Below are 22,180 nucleotides of genomic sequence, written 5' to 3' on the forward strand. Positions count from 1 at the left end.
CTTATCCCTTGTCCCAGGGCGGCACCGGTTGAACCGCGCGCTGCAGCCACGCGCACATGCCCATGACAAGCCGGTCCTGGCTCCGCGCCTGCGGGACCCAGGCGCTGATCCAGAGGTCCGGCACGGGAAAATCCGGCAGGACTTCGACCAGCGTGCCCCGTTCCAGGTGGGGCCGGGCAAGGTATTCGGACACCAGGGCGATGCCCAGCCCGGAGACAGCCGCATCCAGCAGGATGCCGCTGTCGTTGACCGAAAGCCGGGCATGGGCGTCGACGGTCACCGGCCCGTGAATGCCGTCGAAGCTCCAGACCGATCCCGTCGGCCGGAAGGTCAGGCATTCATGTTTCAAAAGCTCTCCCGGGTGGTCGGGGTGGCCGGACCGCTCAAGATACTTCGGCGCCGCGACCAGCCGGCGCGGGTAGGGACACAGCGGCAGCATGTCCACATCGGGATAGGATGTCGCGATTGCCCCGATCGTGATGTCAAAGCCTTCCTCCGCCGGGTTCACCGACCGATCCATCAGGACAAGATCGACGCGGGCCCTTGGATGGGCAAGCTGGAAATCGGTGATGATCTGCCCGAAATGGGTCGTGCCAAGCGTCGTCGGGCACTTGATCGTCAGCGTCCCGTCCATCGGCGAGGCCGAGTCCCGGAGCTCGGAGAACGTGTCGCTCACATCAGCCACGATCGCGACGAACCTCGGGTGGACGCGTTCTCCGGTCTTGGTCAGCTCGAGCTTGCGGGTGGAGCGCCGGAACAGCGGTCCGCCGACCTGATCCTCAAGCCGGGAGATCTTTTTTGACACGACGGAAGGCACCGTGCCGAGGTTGCGCGCCGCGGCCGAGAAACTTCCCGCCCTGACCACGGCAAGAAAGGTGCGCATGTTGTCGATCGTGTCCATGTCGGGGCCTCCTTACCTGACTATCTTTCCCGAATTGCGAAAGGTAAAGGCGCACATTTGGTCTTTCTCTGGCACATCCGGGATGAAACAGTCGCACGAGACCCCGGCAGCGAGGAGATACCGGCATGAGCGACGCTTTCAGCACAGGCACGCGCATTGTGCGCAAGGACGCGGCGGCCGCAGCCGACCGCCTGAGCGCGGACATCTGCATCGTGGGGGCCGGGATCTCAGGCGTGACCGCGGCGCTCGAGGCGGCCAAGCTGGGGCGCAAGGTCATTCTCGTGGACAGCCAGCCCGCGCTCGGCGGGCAGGCGGTCAATTCGATCATCGCAACCTTCTGCGGCCTGTTTTCCAACGGCACCCACGGGTATCAATTCACCCACGGGATCGCGGATGACATGCTGGACTGGCTGCAGCGCCAGGACCAGGCCGTCTACTATCGGCACGGCCCGAACACGACGGTCGTCTACTACGACGAGGTGGCGCTGGGCAGATGGGTCGAGGAAAGCATCCTGGCCGCCGGGATCACCGTGGTCCTCGGGGCGATCCTCGACACTGTCGAGATGGAGGGCCGCCGGATCCGCAGCGCGGCCTTCATGACGCGTTACGGCCGGATCGAGGTCGAAGCGACGGGGTGGGTGGACAGTTCCGGGGATGCGGCCCTGGCCTGGGAGGCCGGGCTGGAATGCCGCGAACCGGACCGCAACGGTGTCTTCGGAACCCAGATGGTGGTGCTTGAGAACATCAACGAAGCGGCCCAGCCGACGCGCGACCAGCTTGCCGCGCGGATGAAGGAGGTCGGTGACACATACGGACTGCGCCGCCGTGAAGGGCTGGGCTTCACCATTCCCGGTCGCGGCATCGCGGCGATGAACATGACCCATGTCGAGACCCCGCTGGAACCGGTCGCCGCATCGGCGGCCGCCCTCGACGGCAAGGACCAGGCGATGCGCGTCGTCGACTTCCTGCGAAAAGAATTCGCCGATTGTTTCGGGCAGTCCCGCGTCCGTTCCTTCGGGCTTCCGGGGATCCGCCAGACACGCTGGATCAAGGGAACGCATCACCTCACGGTCGAGGAAATCCGCGCCGGCACCCGGTTCGAGGACTCCATCGGCCGGACGGCCTGGCCGATCGAGCTTCACGACCACGGCGACGGCCATCATTGGATCCTCTTCGACAAGGATCACGTGCATTACATCCCGCTCGGGTCGCTGACGCCCGAAGGGTGCGACAACCTTGTCGCGGCGGGCCGCTGCATCGATGCGGACAGTGCGGCGCTGTCTTCGGTGCGGGTCATGGGGCCGTGCATGGCCATGGGGATGGCGGCGGCCCACGCGCTCGACCTCGCCGGGACGGGCAGCGTCCACCAGATCGACATGTCCGAAATGCGCAGGCGCGTGGCAGACAACGTCGAGCGGGAACACTACAGGTGGGACGAGGCAGAGCTGGCCTCGGTCGTCACCGCGTCCTGAGCGGGGAAGGGAGCAGACCGATGCAGCTTACCGATGCGGAACGCGCGATGCGCGACGGCGACGGCGGAGAGGCGGTCGCGGCGGCGATGGACCTGCTGATCCGGTACGGAGAGGCCCTTGGCGCCGACCGGCTGGTCAAGACCGACAATGTCGCCGGGGCCTTCAACGCCTCGACGCCCTCGATCCGCCCGATCGCGGAGCGCGGGATGGAGGAGGTCTTTTCGAAGCTGAACCTCGACAGCGACAAGACGGTCGAGATCCCACACATGGCCGCGCGGACATGCCAGCTGATCACCGGGCTCGACGACCAGAACTGGGCGCTTCAGGGCGCCGATCCGCAGCTGGTCGAGATGCAGCGGAAGAACGAGGCCTTCATCGGCCGGCGAGGCATCAATCTTTTTGCCACCTGCACGCCCTACCAGGTGGGCAACGTCCCGACCTTCGGCGAGCACTGCGCCTGGATGGAAAGTTCGGCCGTGATCTATTGCAACGGCGCGCTTGGCGGGCGGACCAACGTGGAAGGCAAGGAAAGTGCCGGGGCCGCCGCGCTGACCGGACGGATCCCCTACTGGGGGTATCACCTGACCGAGAACCGGTATGGTACCCGCCGGATCCGGGTGGATGTGCCGGTCGAGACGATGATGGACTGGGGCCTGCTTGGCTATTTCACCGGCGAGATGGTGGAGGAGGCGGTCCCGGTGATCGAAGGCCAGGTCTCCGGCGTGGACCTCATCCGGCTCAAGCATTTCGGGGCCTCCGCCGCCTCGTCCGGGGGGGTCGAGATGTATCACGTTCCCGGCCACACGCCCGAGGCCCGCAGTGCCGAAGAAGCCTTCGGTCCGAACCGGGCAGAGGAGGATTTCACCTACGACGCCACCGCCCGCAAGCGGATGTACGAGATGTTGCAGTCCGCCACCGACCGCAAGGTCGACTTCATCATGCTGGGCTGCCCGCACAATTCGATCGAACAGGTCGGACGCATCGCGCATATGCTGGACGGAAAACGGCTCCACCCGGATGTGGTGCTTTGGGTACATACGCCCCGCGCCATCCGCGAAGTCGCCGTGCGGTCCGGCTATGTCGGGCTGATCGAGGCAGCCGGCGGCACGGTCATGTCGGACACATGCCCCGCCATTTCCCGCCGGATCCCGGCGGGAACGCGGGTGATCGCGACGGATTCCGCCAAACAGGCGCACTACCTGCCCGCGATTGCCAAGGTGCAAGGCTGGTTCGGGTCGCTGGAGGCATGCATATCGGCCGGCCTGACGGGCCAGTGGACAGGAGATTTCTGATGGATGGGTCCGGTCTGGTCATCCGTGGGCGCAAGGTCGTCGGCGGCATCGCAGAGGGCGAAGCCCTGGTCACCACCCAGACGATTTCAGGGTGGGGCGGCATCAACGAGGCCGACGGGTCCATTATCGAGCGCCGTCACGATCTGGTCGGACAAAGCTTTGCCGGAAAGATCCTGGTCTTTCCCGGTGCAAAGGGGTCCTCGGGCTGGTCGGCGTTCTTCCATATGACCCGGATCAACGGTGTCGCCCCGGCGGCCATGCTGTTCACGCGGATGACGACCAAGATCGCGCTGGGCGCGGTGGTCACCCGGGCCCCTGCCATGACCGATTTCGACACCGATATCTTTGCCGAGATCCGCACCGGCGATCGGCTGCGGGTGGATGCGGATGCGGGTACGGTGACGATCCTGTCCCGGTGATCCGGGAACCATCCAAAAGACAGCGGTATCGCGCAATGTGCAGTTGCACCTTGACGCCCACAAGGCCGCTACGAGCCCTGGGCTGTGCCCGGCCGTGCACGCCCGACAAGGATCGGGCACCGCATTTCGGCGTGCTGAATCTTGCGTCGGCAGTTCGTCCGTGCCGATCAGGGAAGATCTGCACCAATTTGTCTTTACTCACTCATTCATGAACGTCGCACCCTCTCGACACTACCGATCTGGCGCCAAAGAGATGCGCGGCAGGTCCTCATGGACCTGACGGTGGTGGACAGCCATCGCTTCTCGCACGGGCCCAGCCCTGGCCCAGTCTCGGCTCGGGGGCGCGACGGATCGAACCAATTTTAGTCATCATTCCGAGACAGCTCGCGACCCCGGGGCGAATTCTTAGGATCCACGCCGCAAGATGGTGCGCGTGCGAGCCCCCGTCAGACCGAGGGCCCGGGCGCGGTGCAGGTTGGCATGAACGGAATGACTGCCGCGAAAATGACGAAACGACTCCGCGCCACGTACAGGCGTTCCGGAGCTGTTGCCGCATGGACCAGGGTCAAGCGGCAAACGGGCGGAGCCTGACATGGCCACATCCTTCGAGGTCATCTATCTCGGCACCGTCGGCGCCATCGACCCGACCGAGGGCAACGCCACGTCCGAGAACGCGGCGAGCCTGGTCGGCCAGACCTTCGGCACCCCCGCGGGGCCGCTCTATACCCAGGTGCACGACTTCACGCCGGGCAATTACGGCGGCGGAGACGCGGCGGCCTACGACACCGACAACAACCTGACCAACGACACCTTCCGGATCGACGGCGGCGCGACGCAGACCTACGACGCGCTCGTCCTCTACGAGGCCACTGTCACCTATGTCGACGGCACGACCGGCAGCATCAGCGCGCTGGTGATGCAGGACACCGCCGGGCGGCTGTACCTGATGCCCGAGATGACCAACAACGCCGACGTGGCTGTGTTGCAGGCCGGGCCGATCCGGTCGCTCACGCTCAACAGCGTGAACACCGACACGGCGAACATGTCGGCCGAACGCTTTGCCATGCATTTCATGGCCTCGGTCGACGGCACCGCCGGGGCCGACAGCATGGGCCCCGGCTACGTGGATGCCGATGGCGACACGATCACCAGCGGCGGTGACCTGATCGACGCGGGCGCGGGCAATGACACCATCGACGGCGGCGGCGGCAACGACACCATCGCGGGCCGAGACGGTGATGACCGGCTGATCGGCGGCACCGGCAACGACCTGCTGATCGGCGGCGACGGCGACGACACCTTCGCCTTTGCCGCCGGCTTCGGCCATGACACGGTCTATGGCGACAACACCGACGGCACCCCCGGCGGCAACAGCGACATGCTGGATTTCTCGGCCATGTCCGCCAATGTCACCGTCACCTTCACCGGGTGGGAGGACGGCACGGCCAGCGCAGGCGCCGACAGCCTGACCTTCGACAGCATCGAGGCGATCACCGGCGGCGCCGGGGCTGACACGATCAACGCGGCGGCCGATGGCTCGGGGCTGGCCCTGTCGGGCGGCGGCGGGGCGGATTCCCTCATCGCCGGTTCGGGCGACGACACGGTCGCCGGCGGGACCGGCAACGACACGATCCGCGGCGGCGGCGGGCGCGACACGATCACCGGCGGCGACGGGGCGGATTCGCTTTACGGCGACGGCGGGATGGACACGCTGCAGGGCGGGGCCGGCAACGACCAGCTCTTCGGCGGCGCGGACGAGGATTACTTTGTCCTCGGCACCGGCGACGGCAACGACACGATCTGGGGCGGCGAGACGCTGACCACTGGCACCGATGCCGACAGCATCGACGCCTCGGGCTACACCACCGGGCTGAACGTCACCTTCTCGGGCTACGAGCAGGGCAGCTTCACCGACGGCGCCTCGACCGTGTCCTTCTACCAGGTCGAGACGATCATCCTCACCGCGCAGGACGACACGGTCGATGCCAGCGCGGATTCGGCAGGGATCAAGTTCGAGGCCGGGGCGGGCGACGACAGCATCCTCGGCAGTTCCGGCGATGACATCCTGATCGGCGACACCGGGCGCGACACGCTGGCCGGCGGCGCAGGCAACGACACCATCCGCGGCAACCAGGACGAGGACCTGATCCAGCTCTCCGACGGGTTCGGCACCGACTCGATCCACGGCGGCAGCGGAGGGGTGGACGAGGACACGCTGGACGCCTCGGCCCTGACCGGCAATGTCACCGTCACCTATACCGCCAACCACGGCGGCACGCTCACCGACGGCTTCGACACCGCCACCTTTGCCGAGATTGAGACGCTGTGGCTCGGCCTCGGCGCCGATCGGGTCGATCTGAGCGCCAGCACCGCGACCGTGGCGCTGGACACCGGCGCCGGGGCCGATACGGTGATCAGCGGCGGCGGCGCGGACGTGATCTCGACCGGCGCGGGCGCGGACGTGATCGTGCTGAATGACGGCTTCGGCGACGACACGATCGACGGCGGGACCGAGGTCGACACCATCGACCTCTCTGCCGTCACGGTGCCGGTCACGGTGACCTACACCGCCGACGGGGCCGGGACGATCAGCGACGGCACCCATACGATCACCTTCTCGAACATCGAGACGCTGGTGCTGACCGACAGCGCAGATCTTGTCGACGGCAGCGCGGATGCGGCGGGCCTCGCCATCGACGCGGGCGGTGGGGCCGACACGATCACCGGCGGCGCAGGTCAGGACACGCTGAGCGGCGGCGCGGGGGACGATTCCCTCTCCGGCGGGGCAGGCGACGACCTGCTGACCGGCGGCGGCGGCGACGACACCTTTGCCTATGCCCCCGGCGACGGCCACGACACGATCTCCGATTTCAACGCCGGCAACAGCGGCACCTTGCTCGACGGCATATCCGGCAACAATGATTTCATCGACCTGTCGACCTATTACGACGGCATATGGGAGCTTTACGCGGACCAGGCCGACGACGGGGTGCTGAACCAGTCGAACCAGGGCGTGGCCGGGGTCGATTATTCCGACAACACCCAGTTCGGCGCGGGCTCGCTGACCTTCTCGGGCGCCTCGGCCAACCCCAGCTTCTTCACTGCCGAGAACACGGGCGTGGTCTGTTTCGCCAAGGGCACCCGCATCCGCACCGGGGCCGGTGAGGCACGGGTCGAGGACCTGCGCCCGGGCGACCTGGTGCAGACAGTGGACAACGGGTTGCAAGAGCTGCTCTGGGTCGGATGGCGCCACCTGGGCAAGCACCGGCTAGCGGCCGAGCCGCAGCAGAAACCCATCTTCATCAAGCCCGAGGCGATCGGCGGTGATGCGCCGCTGATCGTCTCGCCCCAGCACGGGCTGCTGGTCCGCCAGGACGGAGAGGACAGGCTGGTCCGCGCCACCCACCTGGCCCGGATGCGGGACGGCGCGGCGCGGGTGATGCTGGGCTGTCGCGCCGTGACCTATTTTCACCTGATGTTCGCAGCGCACCAGGTGATCCTTGCCAACGGCGCGCCGGCTGAAAGCTTTTATCCCGGGCCGCAGTCCATCGCCGCCCTTCGACCCGTCCAGCGGCACGCGCTGGCGGGGCTGTTTCCCGCGTTGCCGCACCGGCCCGCGCTGATCGCCTACGGCCCCCCCGCCCGGATCATCGCCGCGCGCAGGGACCTGCCCGAAACGCTTCGGGGTCTGCGCCCTGCGACGGTCTGACCGCGCCGCCCTCAGGCGCGCTCCGGCTCCGGCGCCACGACGACGACAGGGGACATGGCGGCGCCCTCGGGCGAATAAAGCGGCACGTTCTCGGCGCCTGCCTCGTTCATCCGCGCTGCCTGCATCGTCTTGGCGCTGTCGAACCTGCGGCTCATCTGGTCGGTCATCCCCGTCCTTTCGCCGCCTCAAGCGGCAGCGCCCCGGCCCGCGTCACCCGCGCGGCCAGCAGGGCGGCGATGGCCAGCGCGCTTAGCAGCAGCGGCAGCGCCGACACCGGCGGCAGCGCCGAAGGCGCGACGACCAGGCCGGCCGCCAGTGCCAACGCCCCCAGCCGCAGAACCATGGACAGCCGCTGTGCGGCCAGCGCAAAGACCATCACCGCCAGCAGCAGCGACAGCGTCAGCGCGGCGATGGACAGCGGGTTGCCCTGCAGCAGCAGCTCTTCGCGAAAGCACCAGACGAAGGGCAGCACAAAGGCCGCCGCCGCCGCGCGCAGCGCCAGCACGCTGGTCGCCCACATGTTCGCCTTGGCGAGGCCGGCCGCGACATAAGATGACACGGCCACCGGCGGGGTCAGGAAAGACATCACGCCGAAGTAGAAGATGAACAGGTGGGCCGCCATCGGCGTCACGCCCATGGCGATGATCGACGGGCCGATGACGGTCGCCAGCACGATGTAGATCGCGGTCGAGGGCATGCCCATGCCAAGGATGATGCACAGCACCGCGGTCAGCATCAGCACCGGCAGCAGGCCCAACGCCTCGCCCGCCTGGGTCAGGACGAACGACAGCGACTGCGCCAGCCCGCTCAGGTTCATGACCCCCACGACCACGCCCGCGCCGCCGGCGATCATCAGGATCGGCAGCATGCCTTCGCCGCCGTCGATGACCAAACGCTTCCAGTCCTCCAGTGTCCAGAACCGGCGTTTCAGCAGCGCCAGCCCCAACAGCAGCCCGGCCGAGCCGAGCGCCGCCATCGCCGGTTGCGAGCCGCGCCAGAACAGCAGGTAGATCAGCCAGGCCAGCGGCAGGACAAAGATCCAGCCGCGCCGCAGCACGGCGCCAAAGCGGGGCAGCTCGGACCGGGGCAGCCCCTCGGCCCCGCGCCGCAGCGCCAGCGCGTCGACGTGGAAATAAAGGCAGGCGTAGTAAAGCGCGGCGGGCAGCAGCGCGGCCAGCACCACGTCGGCATAATCGACCTGCAGGAACTCGGCCATGAGGAAGGCGGTGGCGCCCATCACCGGCGGCGCCAGTTGGCCGCCGGTCGAGGCGACGGCCTCGATCGCCGCCGCCTGGTGGGCGCGCAGCCCGGTGCGCTGCATCAGCGGGATCGTGACCACGCCGGTCGACATGATGTTGCCGACCGGAGAGGACGAGACCGACCCGAAGAGGCCCGAGGCGATCACCGCCACCTTGGCCGGCCCGCCCCGGCGGTGGCCCATCGCGGCCATGCAGATATCGGTGAAGAAGGTCGTGGCCCCCGACACCTCGAGCATCCGGCCGAAGACCAGGAAGGCCAGCACCAGCGTCGCGACGATGGACAGGATCATCCCGACGACCGCGTTGGTGTCGGTGTAAAGGTAGTAGACCAGCGATTTGACGTCCGAGTAATTCGCCTGCATCGGCTGCGGCAGGTGGTGGCCCAGAAGGCCATAGGCGACCATGGTGTAGACCAGCAGCGTGATCGACAGCCCGCAGGATTTGCGCAGGCCCTCCAGCATGACCAGCAGGGCAATCGCGCCGGGCAGGATCTTGTCCGGCGAATTGCCGGTCAGCGAGAACATCCAGGCCTCGGTATGCAGCGCGGCCCAGACCCAGGCCGCGATGCCGATCAGGCCGATGGCGATCTCGACCAACCCGGCCTTCGCGCCGTAGGGGTGGCGCAGGTGCACCGCCGCGGCGGCGACGCCAAGGTAGGGCGCCAGCCATTCATAGGCGATCAGCGGCAACCCGATGCGGCCGGGCACATCAAAGATCCAGGCCAGCCCGCCCAGGAACAGCCAGCCGACATAGGCCAGGTAGAATGCGGTCACGATGCGGGCCATCCGCTGCTCCTTAATGCGGGCGGCGCCCCGGTTCGGGCCGGGGCGCCAGGGTCAGCTTCAGTTCACGAAGGCATCCTGCTGCGCCTGGTGCGCCTCGGTCCACATGCCCGCCTCGGTGAAGTAGCGGATTGCGCCGGGGTGGAAGGGCAGCGACAGCGTCTCGGGCACCATCCAGTCGGGGTTCATGCCGCGCAGCGGGGGCAGGGCCTCCTGCGCCTCGGCCCAGTTCTCGTGGATGGTCTTGGTCAGGGTATAGGCGTCGTCGTCCGACATGCCGGCGCCGACGTTGAAGAAGGTATTGAACGACACCGCCGTGATCGGTGCGTCGATGCCGACCTGCGCGGGCGAGGGCGCGATCTCGACCGGCGAGAGGCCGAGCACGGCGGTGATCGCCTCGGGCTTGTCGCCGATGGTCAGCACGCGGATGCCGCCGGGCAGCGCCGCGTCGGCCTGGCGCAGCGGCGGGATGCCAAGCGCCACCATCGAAGCGTCGATGCGTCCCTCCTGCACCCCGGTAATGGCATCGGCGATGCCCGCCGTGGTCACGCCCTCGACATCGTCAAAGCTCAGCCCGCCCGAGGCGAGCGTTGCCGCGATCACCTCGTCGAAGGCCTGGATGGCGCGGAACTTGGTCACCACCTTCTTGCCCGCAAGATCGGCGACCGAGGTCATGCCGTCCTCGGCCCGGGTGAAGAACTGGAACGACGGCCGCGTCACCACCAGCAGGGCGCGCAGGTTGCCCATGGCCTGCGGATAGGGGGCGTTGCCGGCATAGGCGTCGCGGCTTTCCAGCCCGCCCAGGATGCCGGCCTCGATATCGCCGCTTTGCACCATGGCAAGATAGCTGGTCGTGCCGGTAAAGGGCCGCGCGGCGCCGGGGATGCCCAGCTTGTCCTGCACGAGGGTCGAGATCGTCGTGCCGACCTGGTTGTAAAGCGAGCCGGCCGGCCCCGTGCCCACCGTCATGCGGTCCAGCGCCAGCGCGGGGCTGGCAAGGGCGATCATGGCCGAAGCGGCCAGTGCGAACATGCGTTTCATTGTCTTTCCTCCCTGAAAATTGCGTGGCCCCTAGCGGGCCGTGTCGGTCAGGACGATGCGTCCGCGCACCCGTCCTTCGCGCAGATCCGTCAGCGCGCCGGTCACCTCGTGGCTGGCACGGCAGGTCACCGGGATCGGCGGCAGCGCCCCCGCACGGGCGAGGTCCAGCACCGCGCCCAGCTCGGCCGGGCTGCCGACGTAATTGCCGATGATCGTCAGGCCCCGCACCGGCAGCGCGCCCAGCGGCAGGCTGATCGCCCCGCCGTAAAGGCCGACCATCACCAGCGTGCCGCCGCGCGCAAGCACGGCCAATGCCAGCTCGGCCGTGGCGGGCGCGTTCACGAGGTCGAGCACCGCCTTGATCGGGCCGCCCGCCGCCTGCGCCAGCCGCTCGGCCGCGCCCTCGGGGCCGGGATCGACCACGGCGCGGGCCCCTGCGGCCAACGCGCCTGCGCGCGCCTGCTCCTGCGGCTCGACCACCACGATGTTGCGATGGCCCCGCGCCGCCAGGATCGCCAGCGCCGACAGGCCCAGCCCACCCGCCCCGATCATCACCAGCGGCGCCTCGGGGTCCATCGGCAAGAGCTTTGAGATGGCCGAATAGACCGTCAGCCCTGCGCAGGCGTATGTTGCCGCCAGCGCCGGGTCGATCCCGTCGATGTCGAAGAGGTAGCGCGCGTCCGGCACCAGCACCTGGTCGGCAAAGCCGCCGCTGCGCCGCACCCCGATGGTGCGCGGGTTGGCGCAGGCATTGTCCTGCCCGGCCGCGCAATCGGCGCAATCGCCACAGCCAATCCACGGATAGACCAGCCGCAGGTCGCCCGGCGCGCATCCCGTTGCGTCGGGGCCCGTCGCGACCACCCGGCCGACGATCTCGTGCCCCAGCGTATAGGGCGTCTCGAGTCCCAGCGCCGCGACGGGCACCTTGCGCGCGCCCATGTCGATGAAGCCTTCCCAGAAGTGCACGTCCGAATGGCAGACGCCGCAATGGGTCACCTCGAGCAGCACCTCGCGCCCCTGCGGTGCCTCCCGCGTGACTGCGATCCGCTCGAGCGGGGCGCCCGGGGCCGTCACGGCCCAGCGATATTCCGGCGCCGCGCTCATAGCTTGAAGACCCGGGCGGCATTCCCTTCGAAGAACGCGGCCATCCCGGCCGCATCCAGCCCCAGCCCGTCCTCGAGCAGCGCGATTTCCTGCGGTTCGAACTGCCAAGGGTAGTCCATAGCGTACATCATCCGCTCGGGCCCGATGACCTTACGGATGTAGTTGATGGGGTCCGGGTCGGCGACACCGCTGTTGGTGTAGAGGAAGTTCTCGCGCAGGTAATCCTTGGCCTCGCGCTTCAGCGGCGCGACATCCGGGTAGCGCCCGGTCTTCGAGATATGCCCGTGCATGTAGCTGATGCGGTAGAGCCAGTAGGGCAGCGCCTCGCCGCAATGGCCAAGGATGATCTGCAGCTTGGGAAAGTGGTCAAAGAGGCCCGCCACCACCAGACGCAGCGCATGCAGGCCGGTGTCGCAGGCAAAGCCGTAGACCGCCGCATCGAGCCCGCGCTTGAGGAAGGGCTGCACCATGTCCTTGGGCAGGCAGTTCGGGTGCAGGTAGATCGGCACGTCCAGCGCCTCGGCCGCCTCGAACACCTCCCAGTATTGCGGATCGTCCAGGTAGGTGCCGTTGACATGACCGTTGAGGATGCCGCCCTTGAGCCCCAGCTTGGTCACGCCCCGCTCAAGCTCGCGCGCGGCGGGGCCGGGGTCGAGCGGCGAGAAGGCGGCGAGCCCGGCAAAGCGGTCCGGGTGGCGGGCCACGCCTTCGGCCAGCTCGTCGTTGAAGCGGACGGCCAGCGCCGAGCCCTCGATGGGATCGAACAGCTGCACGCCCGGCGCGGTCAGCGCGAGGATCTGCATGTCGATGCCCGACCGGTCCATGTCGGCGATGCGTTCCTCGCCCAGCGACTGGATGCGGCTGGCCAGCGCCTTGGCGCGCGGCGCCTCGCTGGCGAAAAAGCCGTAGAGGCTGTGAAAGCCGGGCTCGTCGATGGTCTTTTCCTCCAGCTCCTTGCGGAACAGGCGGAACAGCTCGGGCGGGCACCAAGCCTCTTCGGTCGCGATCCGGCGATAGCCGCGCGTCGGGGTGTGATCGGTCACTGAATTCTCCTCCACTTGCGGGCAGGGTAGAGGAGAGATTCAGATTGCAAAAACGAAAGTTTTTGCTGGTTTCATGAAGTTGCTTTATGAAAGCCCCATGTCGATCCAGCACCTCACCCTCAAGCAATTGCGCGCCCTCTCGGCGGTCTACCGCACCGGCAAGCTGACCGATGCGGCGGGTGAGCTGCATGTCACGCAATCGGCGGTCAGCGTGTTGATCAAGCAGGTGGAATCGGCGCTCGACGTGCGCCTCTTCGACCGCACCACGCGGCGGCTGGAACCCACCGTGGCCTGCGAGAACGCCATCGGCACGGTCGAACGGATCCTCGACGACGTCCGCCTGCTGGACCATTCGGTGCGCGACATGCGCGACCTCAAGCGCGGCACGGTCCGGCTGACGGCGACCCCTGCGACCGGCATGGCGTTCCTGCCCGAGGTGGTGCGCCGGTTCCGCGCCGCCTTTCCCGCGATCCGGCTGGTGATCGACGATTGCGCGCCGAACCAGTTCCTGACCAACATCGCCGAGGAAAAGGTCGAATTCGGCCTGGGCGTCGCGCCCGAGGATCCCGGCCAGTTCGACTCCGTGTCGATCACCAGCGACCAGCTGTGCTGCGTCCTGCCCAAGGATCACGCCCTGGCCGGGCGCGACAGCCTGCGTTGGTCCGACATCGCGGGCGAGCCGCTGATCCTGTCGCGCCGCGATTACGGCGTGCGCGACCTTGTCGACCGGGTGCTGCAACAGGAAACCGGGCAGGCCGCGAGCGTGGCGGCCGAAGTGGGATTTCTCAGTTCGGCCACCTGGATGGCGACCAGCGGGATCGGGGTGTGCATATTGCCCGAACGGCTGGCCCGGCTTTATTTCGATGCCACCCTGTCGGTCGTGCCCCTGACCGCGCCGCGCGTCATGCGGCCGATGTCGCTGGTGACCAAGGCGGGCCGGTCCCTGACCCCGGCCTCCCAGCGCTTTGTCGAGGTGCTGCAGGGCGTGTTCGACGCACCAGGCTGAGGCCCGCTCAGCCGTCCTGCCCCGCCTGGTCGTCCGGTTCGGCCGTCTCTCGTGGGGCCTGCTCCAGATTCTGCACCGGCTTTGGCGCGCAGTGGATCAAGAAGGGCTCGTCCCGGAAGGTCGCGTACATAGCCACCGAAACACCAAGGCAGCGATGCGTTCGATGCGGAAACTGCTGCGGCAGAATGGCGTGCCACGCGTCATCGTCACCGACAGGTTGAGATCATATGGCGCCGCGAAAGGCAGGATAATGCCCGGCGTCGAGCACCGAACGCACAAAGGTCTGAACAACCGTGCCGAAACCTCTCGCCTCGCTACACGGCGGCGAGAGCGCAGGATGAAGCGGTTCAAATCGCCGGGGCAGGTGCATTGCCTTGTCTGGGTGCACGACCCGAATCAACAACCTGCCTCATCTCGGGCGCCGCGAAAGGCCATCATCCGAATTTCGCCAGATGCCTTCGGTCGCCAACGAGATCTGGCGCGAAATCGCTGCGTTGACAGCTGCCCAAAGCCAGGATATCTCGCGATTTCCGGGCCCGACGTTTCAAGCTTACGGTACCCCCGGTCGTGCTCGCGCGCCGCTGTGGTCAACATGTCGAATCCCTGCGCGTGGCAAAGGATCTTGCCCGTAAGAGGCGCCTTTTCGAGTTTTCGGATCGACGGACCGCCCGGTGGCATGGGCGACCGCACATCGCCGAGCGGCCTTGTTGGGTTCTTCTTGCCGGCCGACCAGAGTGGGACTGATCGTCAACCTCAAGCGGCCATCCTGGGGGCAGACTCGGTCGAAAGCTCAAAGGCATCGGCTTGTGCGTGGTGATCGGAATGGGCTGAAAGACGGTGGCGTTCGGGGCGGAACAGGGGAGCGGTTCGATCGGGAACCGACAAGACCCTTTGCGCTTGGCCCGGCAACTTTAAGCGCCCCATTGTCTTTTCTCGCCGTCGTGTATGTCTGTGCGAAGCCTCGGCGCGATTGGTCAACCCTTTATGGTGGCGATGCTCAATCCCCGGGGCCAGTGCTGCCTTTGCCACACCGGGGAAACGCAGCTTGTCGGTCACGATTGTTCATGGTCGGCCTCAAACCTTGCCCAATGTCCTGAAATGCGCGCCACCCGGTTCCGGACAGGTTCGTCGGAAACCGCGATCCCGCGAGAGGCCGGGAGATCGTCAAGGTCACGCAAACCGAGGGCATGGATACGTCCGGACTGCCCAGCCAATGACGCAAAGCGGGAAACGAAATCCTTGAAGGTGAGACAGATCAGACAGAGTCGACATGGCAGCACGCTGCAACGGCGAGTCGGCTTCAACACCATGACAATGCCCCTTGGAACAGTGCGCCCAACCGCCGGGTCATCCGCCGGGGACCGATGATCCGCCGCCCCTCACCCAGTGTTAGCGCCTGTCATCGACATATGACCCGCACGTCAACTTGCCCTAGCGTCACGCGTGCCGTAGACGACCGTCAGCCGTCGCCCTCCGCGCACGGTCGCGCCTTCTCCGGCGGCCCGAAACGACCTGAGGATGACACGCCCTTGCTCGACCAGATCGCGCTGCGCGCCGAACTCGCCGATCACTACGATCTCTCGCCCTCCATCGATATCGCCGAAGCCAATGCCGGGCTCTATGCCAGGATGGAACGCGTTGTCTCGCCGCCCGACTGGACGATCCATGCGCCCTATGTCGCCGCGATCAACCGGCTGAAGAAAGAGCGCAACGCGGTCATCCTTGCGCACAACTACATGACGCCCGAGATCTACCACGGCATCGCGGACGTCGTGGGCGACAGCCTCCAACTCGCCATCGAGGCGACAAAGGTGGAGGCCGAGGTCATCGTGCAATGCGGCGTCCATTTCATGGCCGAGACCGCCAAGATCCTGAACCCCGCGAAGACCGTGCTGATCCCGGACATGGAGGCCGGCTGCTCGCTGGCCGAGAGTATCACGCCCGAGGGTATCGCCCAGATGCGGGCCCGCTACCCGGGCGCACCGGTGGTGACCTACGTGAACACGTCGGCCGAAGTGAAGGCCGCATCGGATATCTGCTGCACCTCTTCGAACGCGGCGCAGATCGTCGCGGCGCAGGAGAGCGACACGGTCATCATGACCCCGGACAAGTACCTTGCCCAGAACGTCGCCCGGCAGGTCCCGCACAAGCGGATCGTCTGGTGGGACGGCGCCTGCATCGTGCACGAGCGTTTCACGGCGCAGGACCTGCGCGAGTTCCGGGACTGGAACCCCGGCACGCGGATCATCGTGCATCCCGAATGCCCGCCCGAGGTGGTGGCCGAGGCCGATTATACCGGCTCCACCAGCGGCATCATCGCCTACGTGGACCGTGAGCGGCCTGAGAAGGCGATGCTGGTCACCGAGTGCTCGATGGCCTCCAACATCTCGGATGCGCTGCCGGAGGTGGAGTTCGTCGGCCCCTGCAACATGTGCCCCTTCATGAAGAAGATCACGCTCGAAAAGGTGCTGTGGTCGCTGCATTCGATGCAGGGCGCGGTCGAGGTGGATCCCGCCATCGCCGCCCCGGCCCGGGTCGCGGTGGAGCGGATGATCGCCCTGTCGCAACGGTCCGCCTGAGCCGATGCAGCGGATCGACACCTCCCGCGTCGTCATCGTCGGCGCGGGCCTCGGGGCGCTCTACGCCGCACTGAAGCTGGCGCCAAGGCCAGTGCTGGTGATCTCGCCGGAGCGGCTAGGTCAGGGCGCAAGCTCGGGCTGGGCGCAGGGCGGGGTCGCCGCCGCGATGGACCCGGCAGACAGCGCGGCGGCCCATGCGCGGGATACCCTGCTGGCCGGAGCCGGCATTGTCGACGCGGAGGTGGCCCGCCGCGTCACCGAGGAGGCGCGCGCCCATATCCTCGACCTTACCGTCCTTGGCACACCCTTCGATCGCAGTGATACCGGCAGCTACGTCATGTCGCGCGAGGCTGCGCATTCTTGTGCCCGGGTGGTGCGCATCCGGGGCGACCAGGCCGGGGCCGGGATCATGCGGGCACTGATCGCGCAGCTTCGCGAGACGCCCTCTATCCAGGTGCTCGAAGGCGTCATGGCCACCGGGCTGCGGGTCGAGGCGGGACAGGTCTGCGGCGTCGAGATTGCGCGTTGCGACGGCGGCCTCACAGCATCCTGCTTGCTCCGCGCGCCGGCCGTGCTGCTGGCCGGCGGCGGCTCTGGCGGGCTCTACGCGATGACCACCAACCCGCCACGTATCCGCGGAGAGGTCATCGGCATGGCCGCCCGTGCCGGCGCGGTCATCGCGGATGCCGAGTTCGTCCAGTTCCACCCGACCGCCATCGCCTGCGGCCGCGATCCCGCCCCGCTCGCCACCGAGGCGCTGCGCGGAGAGGGCGCGATCCTCGTCAACCGCCATGGCGAACGATTCTTGTCGGCCGTCCACCCCGATGCCGAACTTGCCCCGCGCGACATCGTGGCCCGGGCGATCTACGCCCAGAGCCAGGCCGGGAACGCCCCGGCCCTCGATACCCGCGCGGCCCTCGGGCCCCGGCTGCTGGCGGATTTCCCCACCGTGGCCGCCGCCTGCCGCACCGCCGGGCTGGACCCGCTGCGCGATCCGATCCCGGTCGCCGCCGCCGCGCATTACCACATGGGCGGGATCGCCACCGACGCCGACGGCGCCACCTCGCTGCCCGGCCTCTGGGCCTGCGGCGAGGCCGCCTCGAGCGGCTTGCACGGCGCCAACCGGCTGGCCTCCAACGGTCTGCTCGAGGCGCTGGTCTATGCCAGCCGCGCGGCCCGCCACATCGGCGCCGCGCTCGGCTCACCGTCCGGCGCCGCGCCGCAGGTCACGGTTCCGGACCTCCCGCCGGCCCCTCTGCCCAACCCCGCGCTGGTCACCCGCCTGCGTCATGCGATGACCGACGGCGTCGGCGTCGTCCGGGACGCTGCAGGCCTGACCACGGCCCTGGCCGAGATCGCCGCGATAGAAGCGGCGGCCCAGGGCTCGGCCCCGATTCTCAACATGACCGCCACCGCGATGCTCATCGCCACGGCCGCCCTCCGCCGAGAGGAGAGCCGGGGCGCGCATTTTCGCGCGGACTTCCCGGCATCGTCCGGCCCCACGGGCGACCGCTCTTTCCTCACCCTCGCCGAGGCCCTCCGTCCAATCGCATTGGAGACCACATGACCGCGCCCCTGCCCGACCTGATCCTCGAACCGCTGGTCCGTGCCGCCCTGATGGAAGACCTCGGCGCCTATGGCGACATCACCACCCGGACGGTGATCCCCTCCGGCACCCGGTACACTGCCCGCCTCCACGCCCGCGAGGCCGGGATCGCCTCGGGGCTCCAGGTCGCCGCGCTTGCCTTCCGACTTGTCGATCCCGGGCTCACCGTGACCCCGCACAGGGCGGATGGCGAGGCCATGGCCCCCGGCGACCTGCTGATGGAGATCGAGGGCCCTGCCGCCGCGATCCTCTCGGCCGAACGGGTGGCCCTGAATTTCGCCGGCCGCCTCAGCGGCATCGCGACCCAGACCCACGCCTTCGTCGCCGAGACCGCGGGCACCAAGGCGCGCATCACCTGCACGCGCAAGACCACGCCCGGCCTGCGCATCGTCGAGAAGATGGCGGTGCTGCACGGCGGCGGGTTCAACCACCGCCTGTCCCTTTCGGACGCCATCCTGATCAAGGACAACCACATCGCCGCCGCCGGGGGCATCCGCCCGGTGCTGCGCGCAGTCAAGGCGCGGGCCTCGCACATGGTCCGGACCGAGATCGAGGTCGACCGTCTCGACCAGCTCGCCGAGGTGCTTGACGAAGGCGGTGCGGATGTCGTCCTGCTGGACAACATGGACACCCCTACCCTGCGCGAGGCGGTGCGGATGACCGCCGGGCGGCTGGTGCTTGAAGCCTCGGGCACCATGCGCCTCGGGCGCATCGCCGAGGTCGCGGCGACCGGGGTGGATTACATCTCGGCCGGGGCGCTGACCCATTCCGCCCGCACGCTCGACCTCGGGCTCGATTTCTGAACCGGCAAGCGGCCGCCCATTTCCGCGCAACAATATTACGCCGCGCTTGCAAAAGGCGCCGGGACCCCGTATCGCCCTTCCCCAACGTCAAGACGAAGGACCGGAGATGAGCCAATCCGCCCCCCACAAGGCCCTGACGGCCAGTGACATCCGTGCCCGCAAGGGCGGGGACCCGCTGGTCTGCCTGACCGCCTATACCACCCCCGTTGCCCGGATCGCGGATGCCGAATGCGACGTCGTCCTCGTGGGCGACAGCGTGGGCATGGTGCTGCATGGCCTGCCGTCCACCCTGCCGGTCACGCTCGACATGATGATCCTGCATGGCCAGGCGGTGGCGCGCGGCCTCGACCGCGCGCTCATGGTCGTGGACATGCCCTTCGGCAGCTACGAGGAAAGCCCGGCCCAGGCGATGCGAAACGCGGTCCGGATCATGGCCGAGACCGGCGCCGGGGCGGTCAAGCTCGAGGGCGGCACCCACATGGCCGGGACGATCCGTTTCCTCTCTGACCGGGGCATCCCGGTCATGGCCCATATCGGGCTGACCCCGCAGGCGGTGAACGCGATTGGCGGCTACCGGGTGCAGGGCAAGGGCGAAGATGCGTCACGTATCCTGGAGGACGCCCGCGCGGTGGCCGAAGCCGGCGCCTTTTCGGTGGTGCTTGAGAAGGTCCCCGCCGCCCTGGCCGACCGGATCACCGCCGACCTTTCGATTCCCACCATCGGCATCGGCGCCTCGGCCGGATGCGACGGGCAGATCCTGGTGATCGACGACATGCTTGGCCTGTTCGACGATTTCAGACCGAAGTTCGTGAAGCGGTACGCCCAGCTTGCCCGCGACGCCCGCGACGCCGTTCGCGCTTATGCCGTCGAGGTCCGCGCCCGCGACTTTCCCGCCCCGGCGCATGTCTTCGCCGATGAAGGAGCAGACTGAATGCAGATCATCCGCCGCAAGGCCGCCCTTCGCGCCTTCACCCAGGCCTGGCGCCGCGCCGGCGGGACCATCGGCGTCGTCCCCACCATGGGCGCGCTTCACGCCGGACACCTGAGCCTTGTCGAGGCTGCCCGGGCCGGGACCGACCACGTTATCGTGACGCTCTTCGTGAACCCCCGGCAGTTCAACAACCCCGAGGACCTCGCGAAGTACCCCCGCACCGAGGAAAGCGACGCCGAGAAACTCGCCCCGTTCGGCGTCGACGTGCTTTACATTCCCGAGCCGGAAGAGATCTATCCCGGCGGTTTCGCCACCAACGTCTCGGTGTCCGGCGTCAGCGACGGCCTCTGCGGTGCCACGCGGCCCGGCCATTTCGACGGGGTCGCCACGGTGGTCACCAAACTCCTGCTCCAGACTGATGCCGACCGGGCGTTCTTTGGCGAAAAGGACTACCAGCAACTTCAGGTGGTCAAGCGACTGGCGACCGACCTCGACCTGAAAACCGAGATCGTCGGTTGCCCGACCGTCCGCGAAGGCGACGGTCTCGCAATGTCCTCGCGTAACCTGCGGCTGGGGATCGGGCCGCGCGAGACCGCGCCGGTGATTGCGCGGGTGCTAACAGGCGCCGCCGACATCATCGCTCGCGGTGGCAACGTCCTGAAGGCCCTCGACACCGCCAGTGAGGCCCTGCTCGCCGCCGGGTTCGACAGCATCGACTACCTCGAACTGCGCAGCGACCCCGACCTTCAGCTCATGACAAAGGCCGACCGCCCCGCACGCCTGTTCCTGGCCGCCTGGCTCGACGGCGTCCGCCTGATCGACAATCTCCCGGTTTCGGCACCTCGAAAGGTCGAGACTTCGGAGGATCAGCCGCTCGAATCTGCCTGAGCGAAGGCACGTCGCTCGCCCCGGTTGGTCTGTTCCCATCGAGTGGTCCGCCAAGAACGTTGGTACATGGTCGACCGCTGCTCGGACGGTGACGTCCATGGGCGTGGTGTAGCTGACGGTGGCCATCGGATTGCCCGCCTGCACGGCGCCTCGGCTCCTGGCGATCCGCTCTCGCGCCCCTGCGCCTCGCACTCTCCAAGGGGGCGGCATCTTGCGCAGGGGCGCTCCCGCACGCGGGAAAACCGCCCGAGGGACTCGCTTTTTGCTTTTGTTCCCGCAGGTACGACGTAGTCTGGACGGGCATTTCGTGGATGGGTCCTCGACCCCCGGCGGCGCGCTGACCCAGGGCGGCGGTGGCCGGGACCCCGGGCCGCTTCCGGTTTCGGATGGTTTCAGAACGGAGTTTTCAGGCGATGGCAGAGCATATGGCACCGATTGCGGTGGATGACGTGATCCAGGCGAACGGACCCGCCTCCGTGAAGCTGAGCAATGCGAACGTCGTGGTCTTTGACGACCCGGTTTACGTGGATTCCGCGGGAGGCACGGCAAGCGAGTCAGACAACGTCCAGGCGTCACTTCGGTCGCTTGGCCACAGCGTGACGACCTTCACCGGCACAACTGCAGAGGCCTTCGCGACCGCGCTTGTCACAGCTGACGTGTTCCTGGTGCCCGAACTGGAACGGCGCAATTTCCTGCCGTCCGAAGAGGTCCGTGACGTGATCCGCGCCTTCGTGTCGAACGGTGGCTCGCTGGTCATCCACGGCGACCGGGATTCCGGCGACGAAGCCTTCCTGAACGCGATCTTTGGCTGGTCGCTGGTCAATGGCTACGAGTTCACGATCGGCACGACGTCGGCAACCACAGACCGCGTCGGGACGACCTTTGCCGACGATCCCGGCACGCTGAACCTCAACAACGGGACCTACATGATCCAGAGGGCCTCGCTGCCCGAGGACGCCCTGATCCTGTACACGAACACGAACAACACGGCCGTGGCGGCCATGGGTGTCGGATCGGGTCAGGTCGTGACGCTAGCCTACGACTGGTACAGCGCCCGGCCGGTCGGGACCCAGGACGGCGGATGGCTGCAGGTCCTGGACAGCGCGATCAGCGCCGCAGAGGCGCCGCTCACCAACGAAGACACCCCCGCCCTGATCGACGTGGCGGACCTGCTGGCCAATGACAGCGACCCGGACGGCGCCACGCTGGCGGTGTCGGGCGTGGCGGCGACCAGCACGCTGGGCGCGGCGCTGACGCTGAACCTCGACGGCACGATCACCTACGACCCCACCGGCTCGGCCACGCTGGACGCGCTGTCGCAGGGCGACCGGGTCGAGGACAGCTT

General features: G+C 67.7%; 18 protein-coding genes and 1 pseudogene. 12 read left to right on the plus strand and 7 right to left on the minus strand.

From position 1 onward, the window contains the following. Position 1 precedes the first annotated feature (1 nt). Entirely contained in the window at positions 2 to 901 is a 900-nt protein-coding gene (locus MF270_RS13810; protein ID WP_238366483.1) for a LysR family transcriptional regulator, read from the minus strand. A gap of 125 nt (positions 902 to 1,026) precedes the next feature. Here MF270_RS13810 and MF270_RS13815 point away from each other — a divergent pair, with 125 nt between their 5' ends. The 4 genes from MF270_RS13815 to MF270_RS13830 all read left to right on the plus strand — a co-directional run bounded on the left by MF270_RS13815 (position 1,027) and on the right by MF270_RS13830 (position 7,793). Beyond that, positions 1,027 to 2,373, plus strand: a complete 1,347-nt coding sequence (locus tag MF270_RS13815) for an FAD-dependent oxidoreductase (protein ID WP_238366484.1) — start codon at positions 1,027 to 1,029, stop codon at positions 2,371 to 2,373. Positions 2,374 to 2,393: 20 nt separating this feature from the next. Next, positions 2,394 to 3,665, plus strand: a complete 1,272-nt coding sequence (locus MF270_RS13820) for an aconitase X (RefSeq protein WP_238366485.1) — start codon at positions 2,394 to 2,396, stop codon at positions 3,663 to 3,665. Continuing rightward, positions 3,665 to 4,084: an aconitase X swivel domain-containing protein gene (locus MF270_RS13825; RefSeq protein WP_238366486.1), complete on the plus strand. Its 420-nt coding sequence runs from the start codon at positions 3,665 to 3,667 to the stop codon at positions 4,082 to 4,084. The genes MF270_RS13820 and MF270_RS13825 overlap by 1 nt, the downstream gene beginning before the upstream one ends. 592 nt (positions 4,085 to 4,676) lie before the next feature. Then, on the plus strand, positions 4,677 to 7,793 hold the full coding sequence (locus MF270_RS13830; protein WP_238366487.1) for a Hint domain-containing protein: 3,117 nt from the start codon (positions 4,677 to 4,679) through the stop codon (positions 7,791 to 7,793). Positions 7,794 to 7,804: 11 nt separating this feature from the next. Here MF270_RS13830 and MF270_RS13835 read toward each other — a convergent pair whose 3' ends face one another. From MF270_RS13835 to MF270_RS13855, 5 genes are read right to left on the minus strand one after another with little or no spacing between them, the layout of a single operon-like run. Further along, positions 7,805 to 7,948 carry a hypothetical protein gene (locus MF270_RS13835; protein WP_238366488.1) on the minus strand — a complete coding sequence of 48 codons (144 nt, stop codon included), beginning with the start codon at positions 7,946 to 7,948 and terminating at the stop codon, positions 7,805 to 7,807. Between the two features lie 8 nt (positions 7,949 to 7,956). Further along, positions 7,957 to 9,837: a TRAP transporter permease gene (locus MF270_RS13840; RefSeq protein ID WP_238366489.1), complete on the minus strand. Its 1,881-nt coding sequence runs from the start codon at positions 9,835 to 9,837 to the stop codon at positions 7,957 to 7,959. 57 nt (positions 9,838 to 9,894) lie between these two features. Beyond that, entirely contained in the window at positions 9,895 to 10,875 is a 981-nt protein-coding gene (locus MF270_RS13845; protein WP_238366490.1) for a TAXI family TRAP transporter solute-binding subunit, read from the minus strand. A 30-nt stretch (positions 10,876 to 10,905) separates the two neighbouring features. Continuing rightward, positions 10,906 to 11,979 (minus strand): alcohol dehydrogenase, encoded by a 1,074-nt coding sequence (locus tag MF270_RS13850; RefSeq protein ID WP_238366491.1) that lies wholly within the window; start codon positions 11,977 to 11,979, stop codon positions 10,906 to 10,908. Then, entirely contained in the window at positions 11,976 to 13,022 is a 1,047-nt protein-coding gene (locus MF270_RS13855; RefSeq protein WP_238366492.1) for an amidohydrolase family protein, read from the minus strand. The genes MF270_RS13850 and MF270_RS13855 overlap by 4 nt, the downstream gene beginning before the upstream one ends. Positions 13,023 to 13,095: 73 nt before the next feature. Here MF270_RS13855 and MF270_RS13860 point away from each other — a divergent pair, with 73 nt between their 5' ends. Continuing rightward, the gene (locus MF270_RS13860; RefSeq protein WP_238366493.1) at positions 13,096 to 14,028 is read left to right on the plus strand and encodes a LysR family transcriptional regulator; all 933 of its coding nucleotides are present in this window, start codon (positions 13,096 to 13,098) and stop codon (positions 14,026 to 14,028) included. Continuing rightward, positions 13,988 to 14,845, plus strand: a complete 858-nt coding sequence (locus MF270_RS13865) for a DDE-type integrase/transposase/recombinase (protein WP_272490753.1) — start codon at positions 13,988 to 13,990, stop codon at positions 14,843 to 14,845. The genes MF270_RS13860 and MF270_RS13865 overlap by 41 nt, the downstream gene beginning before the upstream one ends. Here MF270_RS13865 and MF270_RS13870 read toward each other — a convergent pair. Then, a pseudogene (locus MF270_RS13870) lies at positions 14,782 to 15,087 on the minus strand (IS6 family transposase); the annotation flags it as partial. The gene MF270_RS13865 and the pseudogene MF270_RS13870 sit on opposite strands and share 64 nt — an antisense overlap. A 470-nt stretch (positions 15,088 to 15,557) precedes the next feature. On the opposite strand from MF270_RS13870, the gene nadA reads away from it, so the two are divergent. The 6 genes from nadA to MF270_RS13900 form a co-directional block, all read left to right on the plus strand. Beyond that, the gene (gene nadA / locus MF270_RS13875) at positions 15,558 to 16,607 is read left to right on the plus strand and encodes a quinolinate synthase NadA (protein ID WP_238366495.1); all 1,050 of its coding nucleotides are present in this window, start codon (positions 15,558 to 15,560) and stop codon (positions 16,605 to 16,607) included. Between the two features lie 4 nt (positions 16,608 to 16,611). Then, positions 16,612 to 18,174, plus strand: a complete 1,563-nt coding sequence (locus MF270_RS13880; protein ID WP_238366496.1) for an L-aspartate oxidase — start codon at positions 16,612 to 16,614, stop codon at positions 18,172 to 18,174. Continuing rightward, entirely contained in the window at positions 18,171 to 19,016 is an 846-nt protein-coding gene (gene nadC, locus MF270_RS13885) for a carboxylating nicotinate-nucleotide diphosphorylase (RefSeq protein ID WP_238366497.1), read from the plus strand. The genes MF270_RS13880 and nadC overlap by 4 nt, the downstream gene beginning before the upstream one ends. Before the next feature lie 106 nt (positions 19,017 to 19,122). Continuing rightward, positions 19,123 to 19,947 (plus strand): 3-methyl-2-oxobutanoate hydroxymethyltransferase, encoded by an 825-nt coding sequence (gene panB, locus MF270_RS13890; protein ID WP_238366498.1) that lies wholly within the window; start codon positions 19,123 to 19,125, stop codon positions 19,945 to 19,947. Beyond that, positions 19,948 to 20,835, plus strand: coding sequence for a pantoate--beta-alanine ligase (gene panC / locus MF270_RS13895; protein WP_238366499.1), 888 nt, complete (start codon positions 19,948 to 19,950; stop codon positions 20,833 to 20,835). 425 nt (positions 20,836 to 21,260) lie between these two features. Continuing rightward, the coding region (locus tag MF270_RS13900) for a cadherin-like domain-containing protein (RefSeq protein WP_238366500.1) at positions 21,261 to 22,180 on the plus strand (920 nt) is incomplete at its 3' end.

Source organism: Mesobacterium pallidum (assembly GCF_019966535.1).
Lineage (GTDB): Bacteria > Pseudomonadota > Alphaproteobacteria > Rhodobacterales > Rhodobacteraceae > Mesobacterium > Mesobacterium pallidum.